This window comes from Bacillus sp. AK128 (assembly GCF_053903075.1).
Genome location: NZ_CP096379.1, coordinates 1,978,565 through 1,997,650 on the forward strand (window position 1 = coordinate 1,978,565; position 19,086 = coordinate 1,997,650).

The window sequence follows — 19,086 nt, forward strand, 5'->3', positions numbered from 1 at the left end:
TACTTTAAGAGAAGGAATAAAATTAAAATTAGGAGAAGTATCTATGTTAGCAGCTAAACTCAAAACAGGAGATGAAATACGAGTAATTGCTCCAAGCAGAAGTGCTAGTATCTTATCTGAGGAAGGTATACATATAGCTAAAAAGCGTTTAGAAGAATTAGGATTTATTGTGACGTTTGGAAGACATATATTTAATCATGATTTACATAATTCTTCCTCTATTAATCAACGACTTGAAGATTTGCATGAAGCATTTCAAGATAGTAATGTAAAGGGAATTTTAACGGTCATAGGTGGTTTTAATAGTAACGAACTACTGCCGTATATTGATTATGAATGTATTAAACGAAATCCTAAAGTGTTTTGTGGTTATAGTGATATAACAGCAATTGCAACTGCGATCACAACAAAAACTGGATTAGTTACTTATTCTGGGCCGCACTTTTCTAGTTTCCAAATGGAACAAGCTCAAGAGTATCAGATTGAGTATTTTAAGAAATGTTTAATGCAAAGTGAAAGCTATATTATTAATCCATCTACAGAATGGAGCGATGACCTATGGTTCTTGGATCAGGATAATAGAAAGTTTGAAATGACAAACTGGAAAGTTTATAACAACGGAGAAGCTCGTGCCCAATTATATGGTGGGAATTTGTGTACACTAAATCTACTGCAAGGGACAGAATATATACCAAGTCTTCAAGGTAAGATTTTATTTATAGAAGATGATGAAATGACGATTCCTGAAACATTTGCTCGTGACTTAACATCATTATTACAAGTAGCAGGGAAAATAGAAGGACTGGTCATTGGACGTTTCCAACGTGCATCAAAAATGACAGAAGAACATCTTAAATATATTCTGGATAAACATCCTGTATTGAGATTAATTCCAGTCCTTTACGATGTTGATTTTGGGCATACACAGCCAATTATTACATTTCCAATTGGTGGGTTTGTAGAATTAAATAGTGAAGAGCATCAAATAAAAGTCACTAAATTCTAATTAATAAAAATTAGTTTTATACAATGTGATTAACTAACCAACTGTGTGCGATCAATATATTAAAAGGCCATTAATGAAGCAGGATTAATGGCCTTTGTTGTTTAAGTAAAGGTAAGAATAGTTTAGTGGGTATTATTGGTAAAGTCCTAATTGAGTTGTTAGAATAAATAGCCAAAATAAATAAGGGGAAATTCCTATATGTACTCTATTTTTAATTTCATATAACGTAGAACCAGAGGACCTCCTAAAATGATTGGGAATGCACAAATAAAAACAAATCATAAATGGAGGAAATAAAATAATGGTTAAACAAGAATTAAGAAAAAAAGAACTTGATAAGTTTTTTGATTTCTTAGAGAGTAATCGGTTATTTAGTGGAGTTGTACTTTTGTCTGAAGAAGGTAAAGCTTTTTACAAAAGGGCTGTAGGAAGGAAATCAGATTCAGAAGAAAATTCACTCGATTCAGTTTTTGAGATTGCCTCGATTTCAAAGAGTTTTACTGCAATGGCAATCATGATGTTAATCGACCAGAAAAGAATTAGGCTTGATGATGACATAACAGAGTTTTTTCCCTCACTCCCGTATAAAGGTATTACTATAAAAAACCTTTTAAATCATACCTCAGGACTGCCTGACTATATGGAGTGGTTCGAAGATACATCTAACTGGGATCATAGTAGAATCGCTACAAATAAGGATGTATTAAATTACTTAAAAGAGCAGAAACCTGAAGTATTATTTAAAGTTAATGCAAAGTGGGAGTATTGTAATACTGGTTATGTTTTGTTAGCAGAAGTAATTGAAATGGTTTCTGATCTAACTTATGGTGAGTTTCTTCAAGATAAAATATTTACCCCTCTAGAAATGAGGAATACATCAACTCATTCGCAATTTATAGATAATGAATTAAAGAATCTTTCTATTGGTTTTATTTATGATTGGGAAAAAAATCTATATTACCTTCCAAATGAGTTAGTTGAGCACAAGTATGTTCACTTTTTTGATGGTGTAAAAGGTGATGGCGGTATTAAGTCTACTGTTGATGATCTTTTCATATGGGAAAAATCAATATTAAATAATAAGCTTCTTTCACAAGAAGTTAATTATCTCTTATTAGAGCCTGCTTCTATACTAGGAAACGTTACAACAGGATATTGTCCTGGATTGCATGATAAATATGGTGGGTATGGTCTTGGATGGAAGTTAGAGAATCATCCGAAATATAAGGATATTGTGCTGCATGATGGTTACTGGGCAGGTTATTGTACAGGACTGATAAGTTACAAAAACTATAATAAGTCCATTATCATGTTATCTAACTTAGATTTTAAAAATAATAAGTTAATAAAGATTCCACATATGGTTACGTTAGCTTTAGAAAACATTTTATTTAATGAAAAAGTGGATATAGAAGAATTTAAGAAGCTAATCAATTTATAAGTCCAAAAGAAGGAGGACTCTTTCCTTCCTTTTTTAATACCAATATATTTATAAACCTCAAGTTTGTGAAATCTTTCATTTGAACTATGGGGCGATTCTTAAATAACAAAGGATCGCCTTTTTATTCAAGTAAAGGGAAAGGATGAGTTTAACAAAAAATCTCAAGAATCTTTTGCTATGTTAAAATTATTGTAAGTCTTGGAGGTGTTGACATATAAAGTTCCTAAAGGTTCTTTTGCTTATTTTTATACTTATGGGTTGTAGTACAGTCCATCCAGAAGAAGATATTGTTATAAAAAGAATAGAAGTTCAAAGTGAAAGGTATAACGACCTTGAATTTCTAGAAGATATTTTAAGGGACAAACGAATAGTCATGTTAGGTGAAAGCTCTCATGGTGTTTTGGAATACAATCTTCTTAAAGGTCGATTAGTTAAATATTTACATGAAGAAATGGGTTACAATGTTTTGGCTTTTGAAAGCGGTTTTGCTGAATTAGCATTTATGAATAATAGTCTTGATGAACTAAGCCCTGAAGTTGCAATGCAAAATTCTTTATTTGGAGTTTGGCATACGACTGAAAATGTAAGGTTATTTTCATATCTGAAGGAACAGCAATCAAGTAAACAGCCTCTTTCAATAGCAGGATTTGACTTCCAACGCTCCAGTCACTACCCCTCTGAATACCTCCACAATTATTTTGTTGACTTAGATCCTGATTTGGCAGAGGGGTTTAAAAGAGTTGAAGAATCCTATCTTGACCTAGTGAGAAAAAACTTCCCAGAGGAAGAAAAGATTGCCCTTATTAATCAATATAAATCACTTTCAAACATGATAGAAAAAAAGAAACTAGATGAAAATGATAAGAAGATTTTTATTAAAGTAATCGAGCAAAGAATCTATACCCTTACAGATATATTCACTCCTGAATACAATGAGGATATTGGTTATTCCATTAATGTCAGAGATGAAGTAATGGCAGACTATTTTATGTATTTAATTAAAGAATTGTATCCCGATGAAAAATTTATTGTCTGGGCACACAACTCACATATAATGAAAAACAAGTCAAAAATCAAACCTGACTATGAGCCATATTATGTCCATAATAGTTTTGTAGAAAATTTACCTGAAAGAGTAAAAGAAGAATCCTATATAATCGGGTTTTATATGTATGAAGGTCACCACAAAAGTTATGATGGTAAAACATCTGAAATTGATAATAAGCATCAAGAGAATTCAATCGAGAACTATATGTATGTCCCTGAATATGATGCAACTTTCTTGGATTTAGCTCTAGAAGGAGATAAGTGGTGGAACCGGGAGACCTCTAGTAAATACTGGGGAGAACTTGAAGAGTCATTTATTCCGAGTGAACAATACAATGGTCTTATTCTCATAAATGAGGTGAATCCGCCTTTTAAATACTAAGTTTTATAAACTTCCCTTTTTAAGCTAATGTTAATGGAAGATCGAAACTTTGTTTAAGATTATCCGTAACTAATATTACTAAGTTACGGTTTTGAAGAGAGGTGTGAAAGTTATATATAAAATCTATTGTTCTATTATTGTTATTTATTTAATTTTCTTAACAGGGTGCTCGGATTCATCCAATTATAAGGATGAAGATGTTGCTGCTATTGTAAGAGGAGAGAAAATAACCATTGGTGAATTACGTTTTTTATATCCTGATGATAAGGTACTGGACATGATTGATGATACTATAAAAGCTAAATTAGTAGTGCAAGAAGCTAAAAAGTTGAACATCGATGTGTCTAAAGAAGTAAAAGAAACCGTTGAGGGGTTTGCTGTTTATCCACCTGATCATAATGATACGGAGACTGCAAATTCAATTCGTCAATTTGTTGAACCACAAGCTAAAAAGCTTGGAATGGCTCCAGAAGAATATTTTAAAAAATACATTGAAAAAACAACTGAAACCAGCTTGTATGTAACTGCATATGTACAAAAACTATTCGGTGAACCAAATGTTGAGAATATTGAAGAATATGATGAAAAAGTAAATAATCATCTGAACGAACTAGTTGAAAAAAATAAAGCAGAAATTAAGATACTAATTAGCAACTGATGGAATTCCTTCTTCAACTATTGGGGCCATTTTAATCAGCAATTTATTTTGATAGTATTTTTACAGATGATAATTATGGACTATAATTTAATGAAATTCTAGTACTCAAAGATGGACACTATAACTATAAAGGTAGCAGCATTGTCTTAATTGAAGCGGAATAAGAAGGGGAATGTTTTTATGTTTAAACTAAAGACCATCTTAATCTTTTCATTAGTCATTAATTTGATTCTATCCACATATCTTTTCTTACAGAATAGACAAGTGGAAGAACACTTAATACAATCATCTCGCGAATACATTGGTGGTTTAGAAAGTGTAAGAACAAACCTAGAATATATACTAAATAATAAAGAACAATATGTAAAATCAAATGATAGAAATGCTTTTTATACAACATACAATGAACTATCAATAGCAAATGAAACATGGTTAATGAACGAACATAATCTTAATAAAAATATCACCATGCCCAATGGATTAATAGAGTTCATTAATTATCATACACAACAGGATATGTATAACTTCTTGGTAGAAACTCATCGTCAAGATGTATCATACGATGAGATAGAAAACCTTGAACACTTTTATCAACACCTAGATAGTTTCCTTGAAGGTTTAAATGGATTTTGGGATGTAGACGAGGACTTGTCTCTAACTCAAATTCAAACTTTGATCAATAAAGCATATGAAGATTCAACTATTGAAGAGTGGAGAACGTAAGATATATGGGCAGCAGTATCTATTATAATGGTACATTCTTATACAACGAACAGGGGCTAGTCAATAATGAGATGGGGTACTGATCCAAGGAGGATTAGTACCTTCTTTTATTGAAGTATAGGGAAGGCTAGTAAAAAAAGAGAGTAAAGTAAGGATCTGAACTTTAAGGAGGATAAATATGGAATTGATTTACGGTCTAATTTTTTTATTTATTTTTTATTTGATTATAAAAACAGCCGTTACCAAAGGTATAGATGATTCAAGAGTTATCAAAGAATTGAAAAAAGAAATTAAAGAGTTAAAAAAACAGATGTCAGAACAACAAAACAATGAAGAATCTAAGCACATCATAAATAGGAACGTGTAAACAGTATAATAAAGCTAACTTCTTTAATAAGATTTTTAGTTTTAAGGTAGAGTGAACTAGAAACTCTCTTTGTACAAGTGGAGGTCTGAATGAAGAAAAATTATGTTGTTTTTATTAGTATTTTATTATTTCTAATGGGTTGTAGTAGCAGTGTTTCTAATGAACCCATAAGCGAGGAAAAGCAATTGTATGATTTTATCTTATCAATCGAAACAGATAAGGGTGTTTATGAAAAAGGAGATACAATTGAAATTTCTTCATATTTTGAATATGTTGGTGAAGAAATAAAGTTTAATGAAAAGCCTCAAATTTCAATTGTTATAGTAAACAAAGAAAATGGAAGTGTTGTTAAACAGGTTGCTTTTGATGATGTTAAAATAACTATGAAAAAAGGAGATAAATTTACTAAATCAATTAAAGCTCTTGAACTTCCTAAAGGAGATTATCGATTAAATGTAGGAACGTCTCCTTTTAGTGTTGGTCCGGGAAGCTATTTAATAAATACTATTCCGAGAGAATTTAAAGTAAAGTAATTCAACTAGAGGGTATGATTCTTAAATAACAAAGGATCGCCTTTCTATTCAAGTAACGTGAAAGTTTAATAGGGATTATAACAAAAGGATGCTTTGAAACTAAAATTGTTTTTAAACGTAAATAAAGAAAGGAGGCGTTGTTCTTGAAGGATCCTAGATGGAAATCTATTTTTTGGAAGTTACTTTGGACGATGGGACTTATCATCTTAGCAATCATAAGTTTATATATTGTAAACCATTTCAAACAATTGGCTGATAATACATTCAATTTAATTCCATTGCTTTGGACTAATTTATTCGTTTCGATCATATTTGGAGTCTATGTTGCTCTTATTTTAGTAAAAAGATGGTCGCTTAAGTTAAATCTAGCTTTATTATGGTGTATAACCATTCCTTGTATATTAGTTTCGTTTTGCTATCCTATATTGGCTACAGTTAGCTCTATATATGATAATTTACAATTTTCATTCATTCCTTATTGGCTAATAAGAATATCCACAATAGAAGTGTTTGGTATTATTGCGGGTAAATCTCTAATGTTAGGTATTTTTAATGCTCAACCAACAGGTGATGATTCGGTCAAAAATTTGTGACGTATTTAAAATAACGGTCATTGAAACACGGCAGAATAAAACTTCTAGATCGTTGAACTTCCTTTCCTTATTAAATGGAAGGTTAGTGGAAGAAGGATTAGTAAGAATTAAATCAATGTGCCGTAATGAATTATATCTTGCGTTAGCGATCAATTCTGTATGCAGCTTTAATCTTTGAAAATAAAGACTTTAAGGAGAAAATATTGGGTTAATGTTATATTTTATTTTTCGGGTGGTTGTTCTGTGCGTTAGCCATCTTGAACTGATAAAGTAGGTTAAAAAATTTTTTATTGAAGAGTCCGAATATTTAGAAATACACCATATAATAAGGGAAAGAGTTTCTATTAAATAAACGCTTTAAAATAGAATTATTATGGAGGTATGCAGGTGAGAGCAGCAATTTATAGTAACTATGGTCCCCCTGAAGTTATGAGTATAAAGGATATTGAAAAGCCATCCATCAAGGAACAAGACAGGGTGTTGATTCGTGTTCACAGTGCATCTGTCAATACTATGGACTATTTGTACCGAAAGGGTTATTTACCAACAAGGTTGGATAATGGACTAACAAAACCAAAAAGTCCCATATTAGGCATAGATGTTGCGGGTACTATTGAGGATATCGGTGAAAATGTTCGCAAATTTAAGGTGGGTGACCACGTTTTCGGGAGTTGCTTCGGGTCCCATTCTGAATATGTCTCTCCACGTGAGAATTTTCTATGTCATATGCCGAAAAACATAACTTTTGAAGATGCTGCTGCTATTCCGTGTGCTGCTCAAACTGCGTTACAAGCATTGAGAGATGTAGCACAGGTAAAGCAAGGACAAAGAGTCTTAATATATGGAGCATCTGGAGGAGTAGGGCATTTTGCTGTTCAACTTGCAAATTACTATGGTGCTGAAGTAACTGCCGTTTGTAGTACCTCCAATTTAGACTGGGTTAAGGATCTTGGGGCTCATTATGTCCTTGATTATACTAAGGAAGATTTTACTGATCATAGAAATAAATACGATGTTATTCTGGATGCTGTTGGTAAGCGAACCTTTTTCAGTTGCTTACGTTCTTTAACAGATAATGGTGTATATATTACTGAACACTTATTTTTCCCTAAATACCATCCGTTTCAAGTGATGATAGGATCATTTTTTGGTAGAAAAAAGGCAAAGATTCATTTTACAAAACCCAATGATGGAGACTTGGCTTTTTTATGTAATCTTGTGGAACAAGAAAAGTTAAAACCTGTTATTGAAAAATGTTATCCATTGGAACAGATTGTAGCGGCTCACCAGCACATTGAAAGTGGGCGTACAAAGGGAAAGATTGTTCTAAGAGTCACATAGGCTATATACATAATAGATGAGTTGTTGGAGTGAATTCCATTTAAAAAAACAGGGCATTTTTATTGATTGTGAAAAAATGTACTTAAACTATCTAGGGCGATTCTTCAGGAAGGAGAATCGCTTTTCCTTTTTGAAGTAAAGCGTAAGGTTGAAGAAGGAAATTACATTATTTTACACATGTTTATTGTTAAGCATGATACGATTAGGTAAAAGACTTTTAGGAGGCCAAGATGAGAAAGTTACTAATTGGCGCTGTGATAATGGCTATCTCTTTTTGCTTATTTCTAATCTATAATCACAAGGAACTCCCCACTAAAGAAGATGTGTTTAACATTTCAGATAATTGGTCTCAAAAAACTGAGGAAGTTTATCTGGTTAAGAAGATAGATGATAAGTGGTTAACCATTTTCAGAAGTAGTCATCTTACTATGATTAGTCGATTAGAACAAAACTGGTTGGGAGATTGGGAGTTTAAATATGGTGCATCATTAGTTTCAACTTCTTATCCTCCCGATACAGACGTAGACTTTACATGGAATGCTCAAGGTAGAGCTGATGTACCCATGTCATATTACTTTGGACAAATTAACAATTCTAAAATACAAGAAGTCAAAGTTGAAATTGAAAAAGATATCTTTGATAACGCGATAATAATTGATATAGGAGAGACTCATTTTTTCTTTTTAGAATCAGAAGCACGAACGTTATTACCGATTAACATTAACGGGTTTTCTGAATCTGGTGATTTAATATATTCTACAATAAAAGATTGGATGAAGTAACTGTGGTGTCATGGAGCGGAAAGCTAGGTAACTGGCACGTTCTGTGTGGAGCACGGGGAATTTTGGAGAAGGAGATATTTTATGAGAAAAATTAGCCTTATTTCTATTATTCTTGTATTTTTAATTGTTGGTTGTAATCAACAGCCTGACATTGACATTAGTTCAACAATAGGGAAATCTGAAGATTACTTTAGACAATTAGAGGAAATAGATACAGTAGCCTCAGCATTTAATGGTAAAAAAGACATTAAGTTTAGACTTATGGTTGAAGGAACCCCAACAGAAGAAGAAGCAACCATCTTGTTTAATGAAATACTGGATAGATTTAAGGAATACTCTAATCATCATGATATATGGGAGTATTACAATGGTTATTTTGATATAAAGAATTACGACGATGGTGTAATTTACGAAGCTACCAAAGTTATAAATGAAGAATTAGAAGTAGAATCTAAGTAAACACAAAAAAATTGTACGAGTTGAACGAATGGTTGCATTCAAATGTTTAGCTTAAAAAGCTTGTGACAAACGTAGAAGCATCCTGTAAAAAGTGAAAATGATGTTTTTCACTTTCGTGTTGAATAATGATGTTCTCGATATGCAAGGAGGTAAAATATGGTGTTACTTAACCCAACAACTTTAGCAAATTGGTTACCACCACATTCAATAGAATGGTACAAACAAATTAGTAACCTTCAAGGTAAATATACATATCCTTGGAATTCTACTCTTACAGAACCCAATGGAGAATCAATATTTGATAAAGAAGTAGTTCAAAGCATAGTAGATAAGAAGGTATTAGATGTCGGATGTGGACACGGTGAGTTCACACTTAAATGTAGTTCTTTTGCAAAAGAAATAGTAGGTTTTGATGTAACAGATGATTTTGTGAAAATCGGTAAAGAAAATAAAAAGAAAAATGTATCTTTTGTTGTTGGAAATACAAAAAATGGATTGCCTTTTGAACCCGATGAGTTTGATTTTGCGTACAATCGAAAAGGACCTACTTCCGCATATCCTTCCCTCAGAAAAGTTGTAAAAAAAGGTGGGAAACTTATCGGACTTCACCCTGGTGATGAGTTGGGAAAAGAATTACCAATCTTATTTCCTAATTTATTCGAAACGCTGCAAGGTACTCCAATTTTAGATAGGATTTATCAAAGACTTGAAATAAGTAATTTCTCTCATATAGACGTTAAAGCTATAAATAGTATTGAATACTTGCATACACCATTAGATGTAATAAAATTACGATGCTTTGGTCAAACTCCTAAAGTTTATGAAACATTGAAAGAAGAAAACCAATCTGAAATATCTAAGATTTTCGAACAAAATACTACAAAAGAAGGTTTACCAATAACATTCTCTCGTTATATAGTTCGTGTAATTGTTTAGTTATTATATCTATCATCTTGAGCTAAAGGGAAGAATTGTTGAAGAGGACTTCATTGTAACTTTAGGGGAATGAATTTTAATCTGTTAAACTGGAGGGAGAAAAAATGACTTATATATTCCTGTTGTTACTTCTTGCGATTATTGCGATTGTTACAATTAAAACGATGGAGAAAAAGAGGTTTCCTTCCAATAACTATACACCTTTTGATAATATCGTGAGCGGCCAGGACGAAGGTGGTTTAGGTCACCATACTCATTATCAAGAAGAAAAGAAGGAGTTATAAATGCTCTTCTCAAAATATATAAGAAGAAGTTTGGTTTTACTACTTTTCGGTTCAATAATAAGTGGTTGTTCAGTAGAAAAATCTAAATCTAATCATCCTGATACAACAGGATACATTCTTGAAGTAGAAGGTAACAGGATGTTGTTGGCAGAACGCATAACGTCTAAAGAATTCGATGAAATAAAAGATACTCCATTAGAAGAGTTGGTCAATAAAGAAAACCTATATTTAATTTATATAACTTACGATGATGTGAAAGATTTTAACAAAGGAAATGAAATTGACATTTGGTTAGAAGGAGAAGAGATAGAAGCTAGCAATCCTGGCCAAGCCAAAGCAGAGAAAGTTGTATTAATTGAATAAGTGCTGTTCTTAAGCGAAAGGTAAGGTTAGTTAAACAAAAAGAGGAAAACAAGGGAGTGGGTTTTATTGAACAAGAGGAAGAGATATTGGATTTTAATGCCGCCTTTTCTTATTATAATGCTGGTGTTTTTCTTTACTCTACCGAGCCAGTATAAAGGATTTTCTGTAGCTGTAGCATTAATTTTTTGGATAACATTATGGATCTGGAACTATTTTGGAGAAAGAAGAAAAAGAGGTATCGAGCAATAATATTTTCACAAACGGGGGCATTGATCCAGGAAGGATTAATGCCTTCGTTTATTGAAGTAAAGGGAAGAATACTTAAATAACGAAAATTTTTTGGAGTGGTAACTGTAAATAGATATAAGATTGTGTAGGGAAGTGAGTAAATTGGAATTCTTAATTAGTTTAATTATAGGGTTTTTATTCTTAGCGGTTGGTATTATAGCATTTTTTCCTCCTCCTAAATTGCCTTGGATTATAAGGTTTATCATTATTTTCATCGGTGTCGGATTTACTATGTATTCTATATTAGTGCTATTTGGTTTAGTTCCTTCTTAAAGAAACGGGTGCAAATATGAAAGAAGAGCAGCTACTGATCTATGGAGGATTAGTGGCTGCTCTTGTTGAAGTAAAGGGTAAGGATAGTTCAATAAAACAACAATTAAAAGCTTGGTTCTACTACCGAGCTTCCTCTATTTATTCACTTAACACAAGAAAAAACCAATACTACTGGTATTCTTTGTCTTCTTTCAAACTCTTCTTGATTACTAAAATACTCACGTTTCGGAGTGCCTTCTTGTAAGTCAACAATCGTAAAGCCTGCTAAGGTAAGAGACTTAAAGTATTGTTCAATGGAGCGATGAAATTTAACCACTGTTTGTTCAATCCAAGGTTCTCTTCTTTCACCTTCAATAAAATAATCATCTACAATCCAATTCCCTCGTTTATCTCCTGTTTCTTTACTAATGAAGGAAGATGTAGTAAGTGGATGTTGAACACTGAATATAAATTTACCTTTATGTTTTAGTGATTTATAAACATTATCAAACAGTTCATTGATATTTGACACATAGTGAAATGCAAATCGAGAAGTTACTATATCAAATTCATTAATAGGGTAACTATAAGACTCCATAGTATTATGTTGAATTCTCCCGTTTTCTCCAAGAATATTTCTATTGGCGCAATCCACCATTTGCTTAGACCCTTCAATTCCTGTATAAGAACCCGCACCTTGCTCTAAAAGTTCTTTACCAAAGGATGCATCACCACAACCCAGGTCTAAGATATATTTATCTTGAAAATCTCCAATGAGTTCATAAATAATGGGTCCCTCGATAGCATTGTTGGGGCTATCTTTTCTTTCTCTTCTCTTCATATAATTTGAAAAGAAATCCTTTTGGTCGTAAACGCTAGCTCCTCTATAGTCCATATACATTTTCTCCCCCCATTTAAACATCTTTACATATTTTAACATATTACTTGTAATGCCTGTTATGAAAATTAGTTTCTAAGTCGGAAATATAATGTCTTTACAAAAGTGCGTTTGGTCCCTAAAGGGTCAATGCATTTTCTTATTTAAGTAAAGGGAAGTTTCTTGAAGAGGGATTCACTGTTCATAGGTCGAATATTAGAAGGTATTACATTTTTTGGGGACTATATTAAGGGAGATCTTATGAGCTATAAAATTGTATTTTTTGATGTTGATGGGACTATTACAAACCACATAGATGGCAGTATTCCTGTTTCTACAATTGAAGCTATAAAAACTTTAAAAACTAAGGGACTTAAAGTTGTGGCTGCAACAGGAAGACCACTTTCAATGTGTAATGAGCTGAAGGAATTAGGTATAGAAACATTTATTACGGCAAATGGTGGATACGTCAAACACATTCAAGAAGTTATACATAAAGTACCAATGGATAAAAGTATTATTGAAGAAGTGATTGAATATGCAAAATTAGAGAATAACGGTTTGTCATTTTATACAGAAGGTTTCAATATGAATGGTGTTACAGAGGAGAAAATATTAAAAGCTTTAAAGGAAACATTGTCTCTAGATACATACCCTGAAGCTAATCACCTTATTCATAAAGAAGATATATATTTATTGTGTTTGTTTGCAAATGATGAAACTGTTGAAAAGTATAAACTAAAGTTTCCTCACCTTACATTTAAAAGATGGCATCCTTATGTGTTAAATGTTTTACAGGAGGAAGTTTCAAAGTCCTTAGCTATAATGAAAACTCTAGATTTCTTTGGTATTGATAAATCAGAAGCTATCGCGTTTGGTGATGGCGAAAATGATATTGATATGTTGGAATTGGTCGGGTTAGGTATAGCAATGGGGAATGGAAGCGAAAAATTGAAAAATGTTGCGGACTTTGTTACTAACCCATCAAGTAAAGATGGTATTAATTACGCATTAAAAAAGTATGGAATTATTTAAAATATAATCCTTGTTTCGGAAAGCGTTCTTTCAATTAAGAACATCGCTGTTTTCTTATTAAAAAACGAACCAGGTATTTTGTGTTATGTGTTGGAGAAGCACTATTTTCTATCATTTTTGGAATAGCTGTCGGGCAGTTTGAAATACTTGGTCTAACCAAAACGCACTTAGAACAAAAAGGAGCTTTGGTAATAGAAAGGTTAGCTTGTTAAACAAAAGGGTGCTTTATTTGAACAATTATTATTTCTTCGGGAGGTTTTTGATTGAAGAAACCAGTTGGAGTTCTATTAGAAGGAACTATATATAATAGCGATGGTAAGGATTTAGGAAGTAATCATTTCATGGATGTATTTATTGAATTCATTGAAAGCAAGGGTTGGAGTTTCGGTGGAGGTATCTACCAGATAGATGAAGAGGGTAGAAAGATAGATGATATTGATTAGGTTCTTCAAGTAACGGGCGCATTTCTTCAAGAAGGAGAAATGCTTTTTTAATTGAACTTATTAAAATAACAAAGCTGTTGAATAAAGTTACTGGAGGTTAAAGGGTATGGAGATGCCAACACATATTGTTGCAGTAGGCGGTATCGTAGAGGATGAACAAGAAAATATCTTATTAGTTAAAACTCATCATGGAGGGTGGGTTTTCCCAGGTGGACAAGTTGAGGTTGGAGAAAACTTAATAGATGCTTTAACTAGAGAAATAAAAGAGGAAAGTGGCATAGACGTACATGTATCAAACTTGATTGGTGTATATTCCAATACAGGAATCCATAAATGGTATGATGGTATAACTGATGTTCCAACTAAGCTAATGTTAGATTATGTTTGTAAGCCAATCGGAGGGGAACTAGCTACTTCTGATGAAACTACAGAAGTTAAATGGATAAAAAAAGAAAACGTGTTGGATTTTATTTCAGCACCAGCAATTCGTACTAGATATAAAGCTTATTTAGACTTCGAAGGGAAAATTAATTATATGGAATACGTGACTAGACCAGGGTTTGATTTAAAGCTTAATAGGAAAGTATAGTTTGTTATTGAAGTAACGGGTGCCTTAGCTCAACAAGCACTCTCAATTATATCCTGATTTTTTTGCTGCTGAGTACAACGATACTTGTATTTGAACAATCTTATGAGAAGGGGCGGTCGCTAACTAGGTGAGCGTTTTTTCGTATTAGACCTAATACTATGCAATAAGCAGTGTCGTTCTAGAGGATTATGATTAGTGGGAGTTTCACTTAATCTAACCGCCCCATTAGTAAAAAGGTCTATATAAAGAGGCAAGCATAAATATGCTTACCTCTTTAAGTACAATGTGAACATGAATATGACTTGAATATCTAATAATGCTTATGTTAAAGTTGGCATTCTAAACAATGAGTTAATTCTCGAGTTTGTTTTGTCTATAACAAATGCCATTTTAATAATCCATTCAATTAAGATTGAAAATAAGCAAATTAGAATATTCACAGTGTAATCCCTCCACATTGATTTTAGTGTTAATTAATAACACTATTGATAGTGTTCAATTTAATATAGAAATTTATACTTTCTTGATATGAAGAGGCCATTTGATTATATAAATATATTTTAACTTTTTATTATCTTTGCTCTGTCCTCCATTTGAGGGGGTTCCTCCATCCATCCGTTTTTAATCATAAGTTTTATTCCTTCATTACCATAAAAATATATATCTTTCGCAATTAAGGATTGTTTCACGGTTAGATCATTCCTTAAACTAAATAAAGCTCCAAAGCTACTTCCCACAATACCAAATCCGTTTAAAAGGAAAATACAAAACATCATGAGCTTTTCTGAAAAAGGAGAAGTTGTAGAATTAGTTACTGTGCCTCCAGAGGTAGCAGAAAACGGAATATCATTATCAAGAAGAATTTCTTCAAAGATTTTAATTTGTTTTTTCGCAAGTTCTTTACCTTTTACAAAGTATTGCTTAATTTCATCGTTATTGGCACATTGTGCAAATCCAGTGATTAGTTGCATCCCAATATTATTTGTTTCTATTCCATGGTGAAGTGTCCCCAATTCAATGACGTTTAGAGACCTGTTTTCATTGAAAAGGTGAAAACCATTTAAGTAACTTTTATTTTTTATAAATTCAGTCGTTTTAGGCATAGTTAGTTTTGGAGGTAATGTAAGAATACCGTTTTTAAGCAAATAGAGAGTGGAAAGCTTATAAATTTTTTGAGTAATTGAAGTGAGACCTTCATATAGCGAAATTATATCTTCTCGATACGCCATATTTATATTTATTGTGTACAAACCCATACTAAGTTCTTTTAAAACGCGTAAAAACATAATATCAAATCCATTATCATATAACTTTGGGGCTTCTAGGTTAACATCTTCTTTGGTAAACCCCTTAGGTATAGCTACACCTTCATTTTCGAAAATTTGTTGCATTTTCCCTACATAAAGATCTAGCTCTTGCCATAACCCCCCCATAATATTTATTGCTTGCTGATCAGTAGATTTTTCAATGAAGTATTCTAAAACCCTTTGAATTAGGGTTTTTTCTTGATATGTTAGCCATAAAGCTCCAATTTCTGATGAGCTTAGGGGATTTTTCAACTGTTAGCACCTCCATTGTTTTGGTTCTAGTATGCCAAGAAAAATTCTCTATTATTTAAATATATATTAATAACTCTGCAAGCGTTCAATAAGAAGGGATAGCTTTTTTACTGACGTGAAAAAAGTGGGAGGCATTATTTTTGTTTTATTCCGAGTGGTATAGCTAAGAATAAAAAAACTTCTAAAGGGTGTTTTCGAATGCATATTATTCTTACGCTTATCAGCATCACAATGGGTAAAGAAAGGACTATAGGTACTGGATGAAGTTCTATTCAAGAATGCAATATGAGAAGGGGCGGTCATTTATTAGGTGATCGTCTTTTCGTTTTAGACCCTATACTGCGCATTAACATTTTTCATAATTATGGAAAATACAAATAATAATTTGTTATTTTCTGGTATGATTTTAGTATGAAGTAACATGACATTGTGAAGCTGTTCACTTACGCTAAAGGGGAAGGTTACTTCAATTAGGAAAGACGAATTTATATTGTTGTTTAAATTGGAGGATGGAAAGAATTGCGGTTATTACTTGCTATTTTACTTATTTTGATTGGGAGTTTATTAATTGGGTTAACAGTAAACAGTTTGGGCAAGACAGGTAATTTAATTATGAATCTAATAGGAATAGGATTCCATTTAGGGGCTATCTTTGTTGTAAGAAGAAAGAAAACCAACAGTCATTTAAGATAAGAATTCAATGAACTATGAAGAAATGGCAACTCATTTTAAAGTAACGGGAGGTACCCAAAAGAAAGAGAGGTGTTTTATGAGTCGAATAATAGACAAGAATGCTGGTCCCCCATATATTGAATATCTTTTTATTAGGTACTATCATTTCTGACATTTAGAAGGTTATCCTGGGTTGAAATGAGGAGAGCATACGTTAAGGAAGAACTTTCTAAGCATCATAAGCAAGTATGAACAGGTTATAAGAGGTAATGATGTCTATGTTCTATAGTTGGTTCTCGTTTGATTAAAAAAAGATTGTGAAGAAATATACTTAAACTATAGGGTGCTTATCTTGAACAAGGAGTTGTCGATATTGGCAACACCTATTGAGTTAAAGAAGCAGGTTAATCTGAAAACACGTACTGTCAAAAGTTGTGATGAGGGGATTTTTATGAGAAAATTTTTATTACCGTTTATATTTTTGGTAATCCTATTATTATTTGCGTGCGAAACGAACGATAATGAACTAACATTTATAGGGAAAGGGAATAATTGGTCAGCAGAACTTACTGTTAATCAGGATGAAGGTAAAGAAACTTATAAAATTCAGCTTAATTATAAAGGTGATAACGTAGAAGAAATTGAAACTTTTCACTACAATATTAAATCCCAAAATGGAGCAGTAGATTACAAACAGAATAATGCTGAATTGAATAAAGAAGGCATATTTAAAAATAATCTTTTAAGTGAAAATAGCCCTTCTACCAGTGCAGAAGAGGATTTAGTGATTGAAATAGAATGGAATGACAAAAGCGAAAGTTTCAATTTAAGAAATTAGTAAGGATATGTGAATAATTGTACTTAAAGTAACTGGGGCGATTGCTTAACAAAGGCATTCGCTTATTGTGCTACTTGCCAAAGGGAAGTTTACTTTAAGAAGGAATATTAAATCATCTGATGAATATAAAGTTCATATGCACTTGAATGATTCTCAACCCCCATGAGAATATGCTGAAACCAATAAAAAGGAGCTAGTCATGAATAGTCCAATTTAAAATCCCATTTTATTTGATTTATTTGAATATGAAGGGGGTTTATCATGAAATCAAATAAAAGTTTTGTTTATTTATTGTTAGGTCAATCTATCTCTAATATCGGTGATGTACTGTATATAGTTAGTTTAACTAGTATGTTATTTAGTCTAACGGGATCTGCAATAGTGGCTTCATTAATTCCGTTTTCAATAACCACGTCAATGTTTATTTCTAGCTTATTAATACCTATTTTAGTTGGTAAAATCAATTTGAAGTATCTAATTTGCTATTCGCAATTAGGGAAGACAATTATTATGGTTGGTTTAAACCTTTTAATAATGACTGGGGTATTGGATACCAATTATTACTTGATTTTTCTAATCATTGTTCCCATTGCTCTCCTAGATGGTTGTGCAAACCCATTAAGGCAAGCGATGGTTCCCTTTATGTACTACAGGAAGAATTGATTCGTGCTAATAGTATAAGTGAAACTGTTACACAAACTATTCACATGATTATGTGGTTTATTGGTGGTTTGTTAGTAACCTCTTTTACTTCAACTACAATTCTATGGTCAGTGGCTGTATTATTTATTGTTTCCACATTTTTATTGAGTTTACTTGATCTTATAGAACAAGAAAATAAGGATGAGATAAAAATGAGTGAACAATTTTTAGAGGGATGGAAAACAATTGCACACGATCCTGCTCTTCGAAAGATAGCAAAAATTATGTTTTTAGAATCAATTGCTGATACTGTTTGGGTTGCTGCGATTCTACTTGTTTTTGTAGAACAAGCATTAGGAACTGATGAAAGCTGGTGGGGTTTAATAAATGGGGCTTTCTTTGTTGGGGTTATTGTTGGTAGCATTTACTGTGTAAAGTATAGTTCTTATATAGAAAGGAATCTAACTACTTTCTTTTATATGAGTACCTTTGTAAGTTTTGGATTAACTATAATATTTAGTATGACGAGTATACCCTTACTAGCAGTATTTCTCTCTGTAATAATTGGGATTGCTGGTCAATTAGAAAGTATTCCACAGCAGACTATTATACAAAGAACTGTACCTGCCAAGCGTCTGGCAACTGTATATTCTTCTCTTGGAACCATTGTGACAGGAATCTTTGGCGTTTCGGTTTTAATAATGGGCACAATAGCTGAGTATTTTGGCGTTAGATATGTATATCTGATTGCAGGTGCTTTACTTTTAATTGTTTCTATTATTGCCTTTAGAGGAAGACATGAATTTATTACGAATACCAGTAAGGTTGAGGTCTAAACTAGTAAAGGGTAAAAGCTAGAAATCTAGCTTTTGCCCTATTTTTATTGTGAAATGGATATGAATGACATGGATTAGCAATAAGTAGGTTAATTAGAAAGGAGTACTAAATAGTTCTTGAATAAGAGGTAGCATTCCTT

General features: G+C 32.3%; 23 protein-coding genes. 21 read left to right on the forward strand and 2 right to left on the reverse strand.

The genetic code is table 11. The features are described from left to right. Positions 1-43 precede the first annotated feature (43 nt). The 14 genes from M1D60_RS09880 to M1D60_RS09945 all read left to right on the forward strand — a co-directional run bounded on the left by M1D60_RS09880 (position 44) and on the right by M1D60_RS09945 (position 10,915). Positions 44-1,006 (forward strand): S66 family peptidase, encoded by a 963-nt coding sequence (locus M1D60_RS09880; protein ID WP_456278988.1) that lies wholly within the window; start codon positions 44-46, stop codon positions 1,004-1,006. A 301-nt stretch (positions 1,007-1,307) separates the two neighbouring features. Further along, complete coding sequence (locus M1D60_RS09885; RefSeq protein WP_456278989.1) at positions 1,308-2,447, forward strand: serine hydrolase domain-containing protein; 1,140 nt, start codon at positions 1,308-1,310, stop codon at positions 2,445-2,447. A 235-nt stretch (positions 2,448-2,682) separates the two neighbouring features. Beyond that, positions 2,683-3,876, forward strand: coding sequence for an erythromycin esterase family protein (locus tag M1D60_RS09890; protein WP_456278990.1), 1,194 nt, complete (start codon positions 2,683-2,685; stop codon positions 3,874-3,876). Positions 3,877-3,979: 103 nt separating this feature from the next. Beyond that, positions 3,980-4,534, forward strand: coding sequence for a hypothetical protein (locus M1D60_RS09895; protein ID WP_456278991.1), 555 nt, complete (start codon positions 3,980-3,982; stop codon positions 4,532-4,534). 180 nt (positions 4,535-4,714) lie between these two features. Further along, complete coding sequence (locus tag M1D60_RS09900) at positions 4,715-5,257, forward strand: hypothetical protein (RefSeq protein ID WP_456278992.1); 543 nt, start codon at positions 4,715-4,717, stop codon at positions 5,255-5,257. Positions 5,258-5,435: 178 nt separating this feature from the next. Then, positions 5,436-5,624, forward strand: a complete 189-nt coding sequence (locus tag M1D60_RS09905) for a hypothetical protein (RefSeq protein ID WP_456278993.1) — start codon at positions 5,436-5,438, stop codon at positions 5,622-5,624. A gap of 89 nt (positions 5,625-5,713) precedes the next feature. Further along, a complete protein-coding gene (locus M1D60_RS09910; protein ID WP_456278994.1) occupies positions 5,714-6,157 on the forward strand; it encodes a hypothetical protein in 444 nt (147 codons plus the stop codon). A 143-nt stretch (positions 6,158-6,300) separates the two neighbouring features. Beyond that, entirely contained in the window at positions 6,301-6,750 is a 450-nt protein-coding gene (locus M1D60_RS09915; protein ID WP_456278995.1) for a hypothetical protein, read from the forward strand. 387 nt (positions 6,751-7,137) lie between these two features. Further along, positions 7,138-8,091, forward strand: a complete 954-nt coding sequence (locus tag M1D60_RS09920; protein ID WP_456278996.1) for an NAD(P)-dependent alcohol dehydrogenase — start codon at positions 7,138-7,140, stop codon at positions 8,089-8,091. 230 nt (positions 8,092-8,321) lie between these two features. Continuing rightward, complete coding sequence (locus M1D60_RS09925) at positions 8,322-8,873, forward strand: hypothetical protein (RefSeq protein ID WP_456278997.1); 552 nt, start codon at positions 8,322-8,324, stop codon at positions 8,871-8,873. A gap of 81 nt (positions 8,874-8,954) precedes the next feature. After that, positions 8,955-9,332: a hypothetical protein gene (locus M1D60_RS09930; RefSeq protein WP_456278998.1), complete on the forward strand. Its 378-nt coding sequence runs from the start codon at positions 8,955-8,957 to the stop codon at positions 9,330-9,332. Positions 9,333-9,488: 156 nt separating this feature from the next. Next, the gene (locus tag M1D60_RS09935; protein WP_456278999.1) at positions 9,489-10,268 is read left to right on the forward strand and encodes a class I SAM-dependent methyltransferase; all 780 of its coding nucleotides are present in this window, start codon (positions 9,489-9,491) and stop codon (positions 10,266-10,268) included. A gap of 104 nt (positions 10,269-10,372) precedes the next feature. Then, a complete protein-coding gene (locus M1D60_RS09940; RefSeq protein ID WP_456279000.1) occupies positions 10,373-10,552 on the forward strand; it encodes a hypothetical protein in 180 nt (59 codons plus the stop codon). Then, positions 10,553-10,915, forward strand: coding sequence for a DUF3221 domain-containing protein (locus M1D60_RS09945; RefSeq protein WP_456279001.1), 363 nt, complete (start codon positions 10,553-10,555; stop codon positions 10,913-10,915). It abuts the gene before it with no gap. A 703-nt stretch (positions 10,916-11,618) separates the two neighbouring features. On the opposite strand, the gene M1D60_RS09950 is transcribed toward M1D60_RS09945, so the two are convergent. Then, a complete protein-coding gene (locus tag M1D60_RS09950; RefSeq protein WP_456279405.1) occupies positions 11,619-12,350 on the reverse strand; it encodes a class I SAM-dependent methyltransferase in 732 nt (243 codons plus the stop codon). Between the two features lie 243 nt (positions 12,351-12,593). Between M1D60_RS09950 and M1D60_RS09955 the strand changes: the two genes are divergently transcribed. The 3 genes from M1D60_RS09955 to M1D60_RS09965 all read left to right on the forward strand — a co-directional run bounded on the left by M1D60_RS09955 (position 12,594) and on the right by M1D60_RS09965 (position 14,399). Beyond that, positions 12,594-13,367: a Cof-type HAD-IIB family hydrolase gene (locus tag M1D60_RS09955; RefSeq protein WP_456279002.1), complete on the forward strand. Its 774-nt coding sequence runs from the start codon at positions 12,594-12,596 to the stop codon at positions 13,365-13,367. A gap of 263 nt (positions 13,368-13,630) precedes the next feature. Next, positions 13,631-13,810 carry a hypothetical protein gene (locus M1D60_RS09960; protein WP_456279003.1) on the forward strand — a complete coding sequence of 60 codons (180 nt, stop codon included), beginning with the start codon at positions 13,631-13,633 and terminating at the stop codon, positions 13,808-13,810. Between the two features lie 106 nt (positions 13,811-13,916). Next, positions 13,917-14,399, forward strand: coding sequence for an NUDIX hydrolase (locus M1D60_RS09965; RefSeq protein WP_456279004.1), 483 nt, complete (start codon positions 13,917-13,919; stop codon positions 14,397-14,399). Positions 14,400-14,959: 560 nt separating this feature from the next. Here M1D60_RS09965 and M1D60_RS09970 read toward each other — a convergent pair. Continuing rightward, entirely contained in the window at positions 14,960-15,958 is a 999-nt protein-coding gene (locus M1D60_RS09970; RefSeq protein WP_456279005.1) for a DUF3231 family protein, read from the reverse strand. Between the two features lie 519 nt (positions 15,959-16,477). Here M1D60_RS09970 and M1D60_RS09975 point away from each other — a divergent pair. The 4 genes from M1D60_RS09975 (at position 16,478) to M1D60_RS09990 (ending at position 18,946) form a co-directional block, all read left to right on the forward strand. Continuing rightward, a complete protein-coding gene (locus tag M1D60_RS09975) occupies positions 16,478-16,651 on the forward strand; it encodes a serine kinase (RefSeq protein ID WP_456279006.1) in 174 nt (57 codons plus the stop codon). A 352-nt stretch (positions 16,652-17,003) separates the two neighbouring features. Next, a complete protein-coding gene (locus M1D60_RS09980; protein ID WP_456279007.1) occupies positions 17,004-17,468 on the forward strand; it encodes a hypothetical protein in 465 nt (154 codons plus the stop codon). Positions 17,469-17,729: 261 nt separating this feature from the next. Then, a complete protein-coding gene (locus tag M1D60_RS09985; RefSeq protein WP_456279008.1) occupies positions 17,730-18,131 on the forward strand; it encodes a hypothetical protein in 402 nt (133 codons plus the stop codon). Next, entirely contained in the window at positions 18,128-18,946 is an 819-nt protein-coding gene (locus M1D60_RS09990) for an MFS transporter (protein ID WP_456279009.1), read from the forward strand. Before M1D60_RS09985 ends, M1D60_RS09990 begins: the two co-directional genes overlap by 4 nt. Positions 18,947-19,086: the final 140 nt, after the last annotated feature.

What these genes read in the sequence shown, in the direction of transcription:
- M1D60_RS09985 (WP_456279008.1), top strand. Translation starts at nt 17,730, where the DNA reads ATGAAATCAAATAAAAGTTTTGTTTATTTATTGTTAGGTCAATCTATC.
- M1D60_RS09935 (WP_456278999.1), top strand. Translation starts at nt 9,489, where the DNA reads ATGGTGTTACTTAACCCAACAACTTTAGCAAATTGGTTACCACCACAT.
- M1D60_RS09885 (WP_456278989.1), top strand. Translation starts at nt 1,308, where the DNA reads ATGGTTAAACAAGAATTAAGAAAAAAAGAACTTGATAAGTTTTTTGAT.
- M1D60_RS09910 (WP_456278994.1), top strand. Translation starts at nt 5,714, where the DNA reads ATGAAGAAAAATTATGTTGTTTTTATTAGTATTTTATTATTTCTAATG.
- M1D60_RS09965 (WP_456279004.1), top strand. Translation starts at nt 13,917, where the DNA reads ATGGAGATGCCAACACATATTGTTGCAGTAGGCGGTATCGTAGAGGAT.
- M1D60_RS09940 (WP_456279000.1), top strand. Translation starts at nt 10,373, where the DNA reads ATGACTTATATATTCCTGTTGTTACTTCTTGCGATTATTGCGATTGTT.
- M1D60_RS09880 (WP_456278988.1), top strand. Translation starts at nt 44, where the DNA reads ATGTTAGCAGCTAAACTCAAAACAGGAGATGAAATACGAGTAATTGCT.
- M1D60_RS09930 (WP_456278998.1), top strand. Translation starts at nt 8,955, where the DNA reads ATGAGAAAAATTAGCCTTATTTCTATTATTCTTGTATTTTTAATTGTT.
- M1D60_RS09905 (WP_456278993.1), top strand. Translation starts at nt 5,436, where the DNA reads ATGGAATTGATTTACGGTCTAATTTTTTTATTTATTTTTTATTTGATT.
- M1D60_RS09955 (WP_456279002.1), top strand. Translation starts at nt 12,594, where the DNA reads ATGAGCTATAAAATTGTATTTTTTGATGTTGATGGGACTATTACAAAC.
- M1D60_RS09925 (WP_456278997.1), top strand. Translation starts at nt 8,322, where the DNA reads ATGAGAAAGTTACTAATTGGCGCTGTGATAATGGCTATCTCTTTTTGC.
- M1D60_RS09950 (WP_456279405.1), bottom strand. Translation starts at nt 12,350, where the DNA reads ATGGACTATAGAGGAGCTAGCGTTTACGACCAAAAGGATTTCTTTTCA.
- M1D60_RS09900 (WP_456278992.1), top strand. Translation starts at nt 4,715, where the DNA reads ATGTTTAAACTAAAGACCATCTTAATCTTTTCATTAGTCATTAATTTG.
- M1D60_RS09945 (WP_456279001.1), top strand. Translation starts at nt 10,553, where the DNA reads ATGCTCTTCTCAAAATATATAAGAAGAAGTTTGGTTTTACTACTTTTC.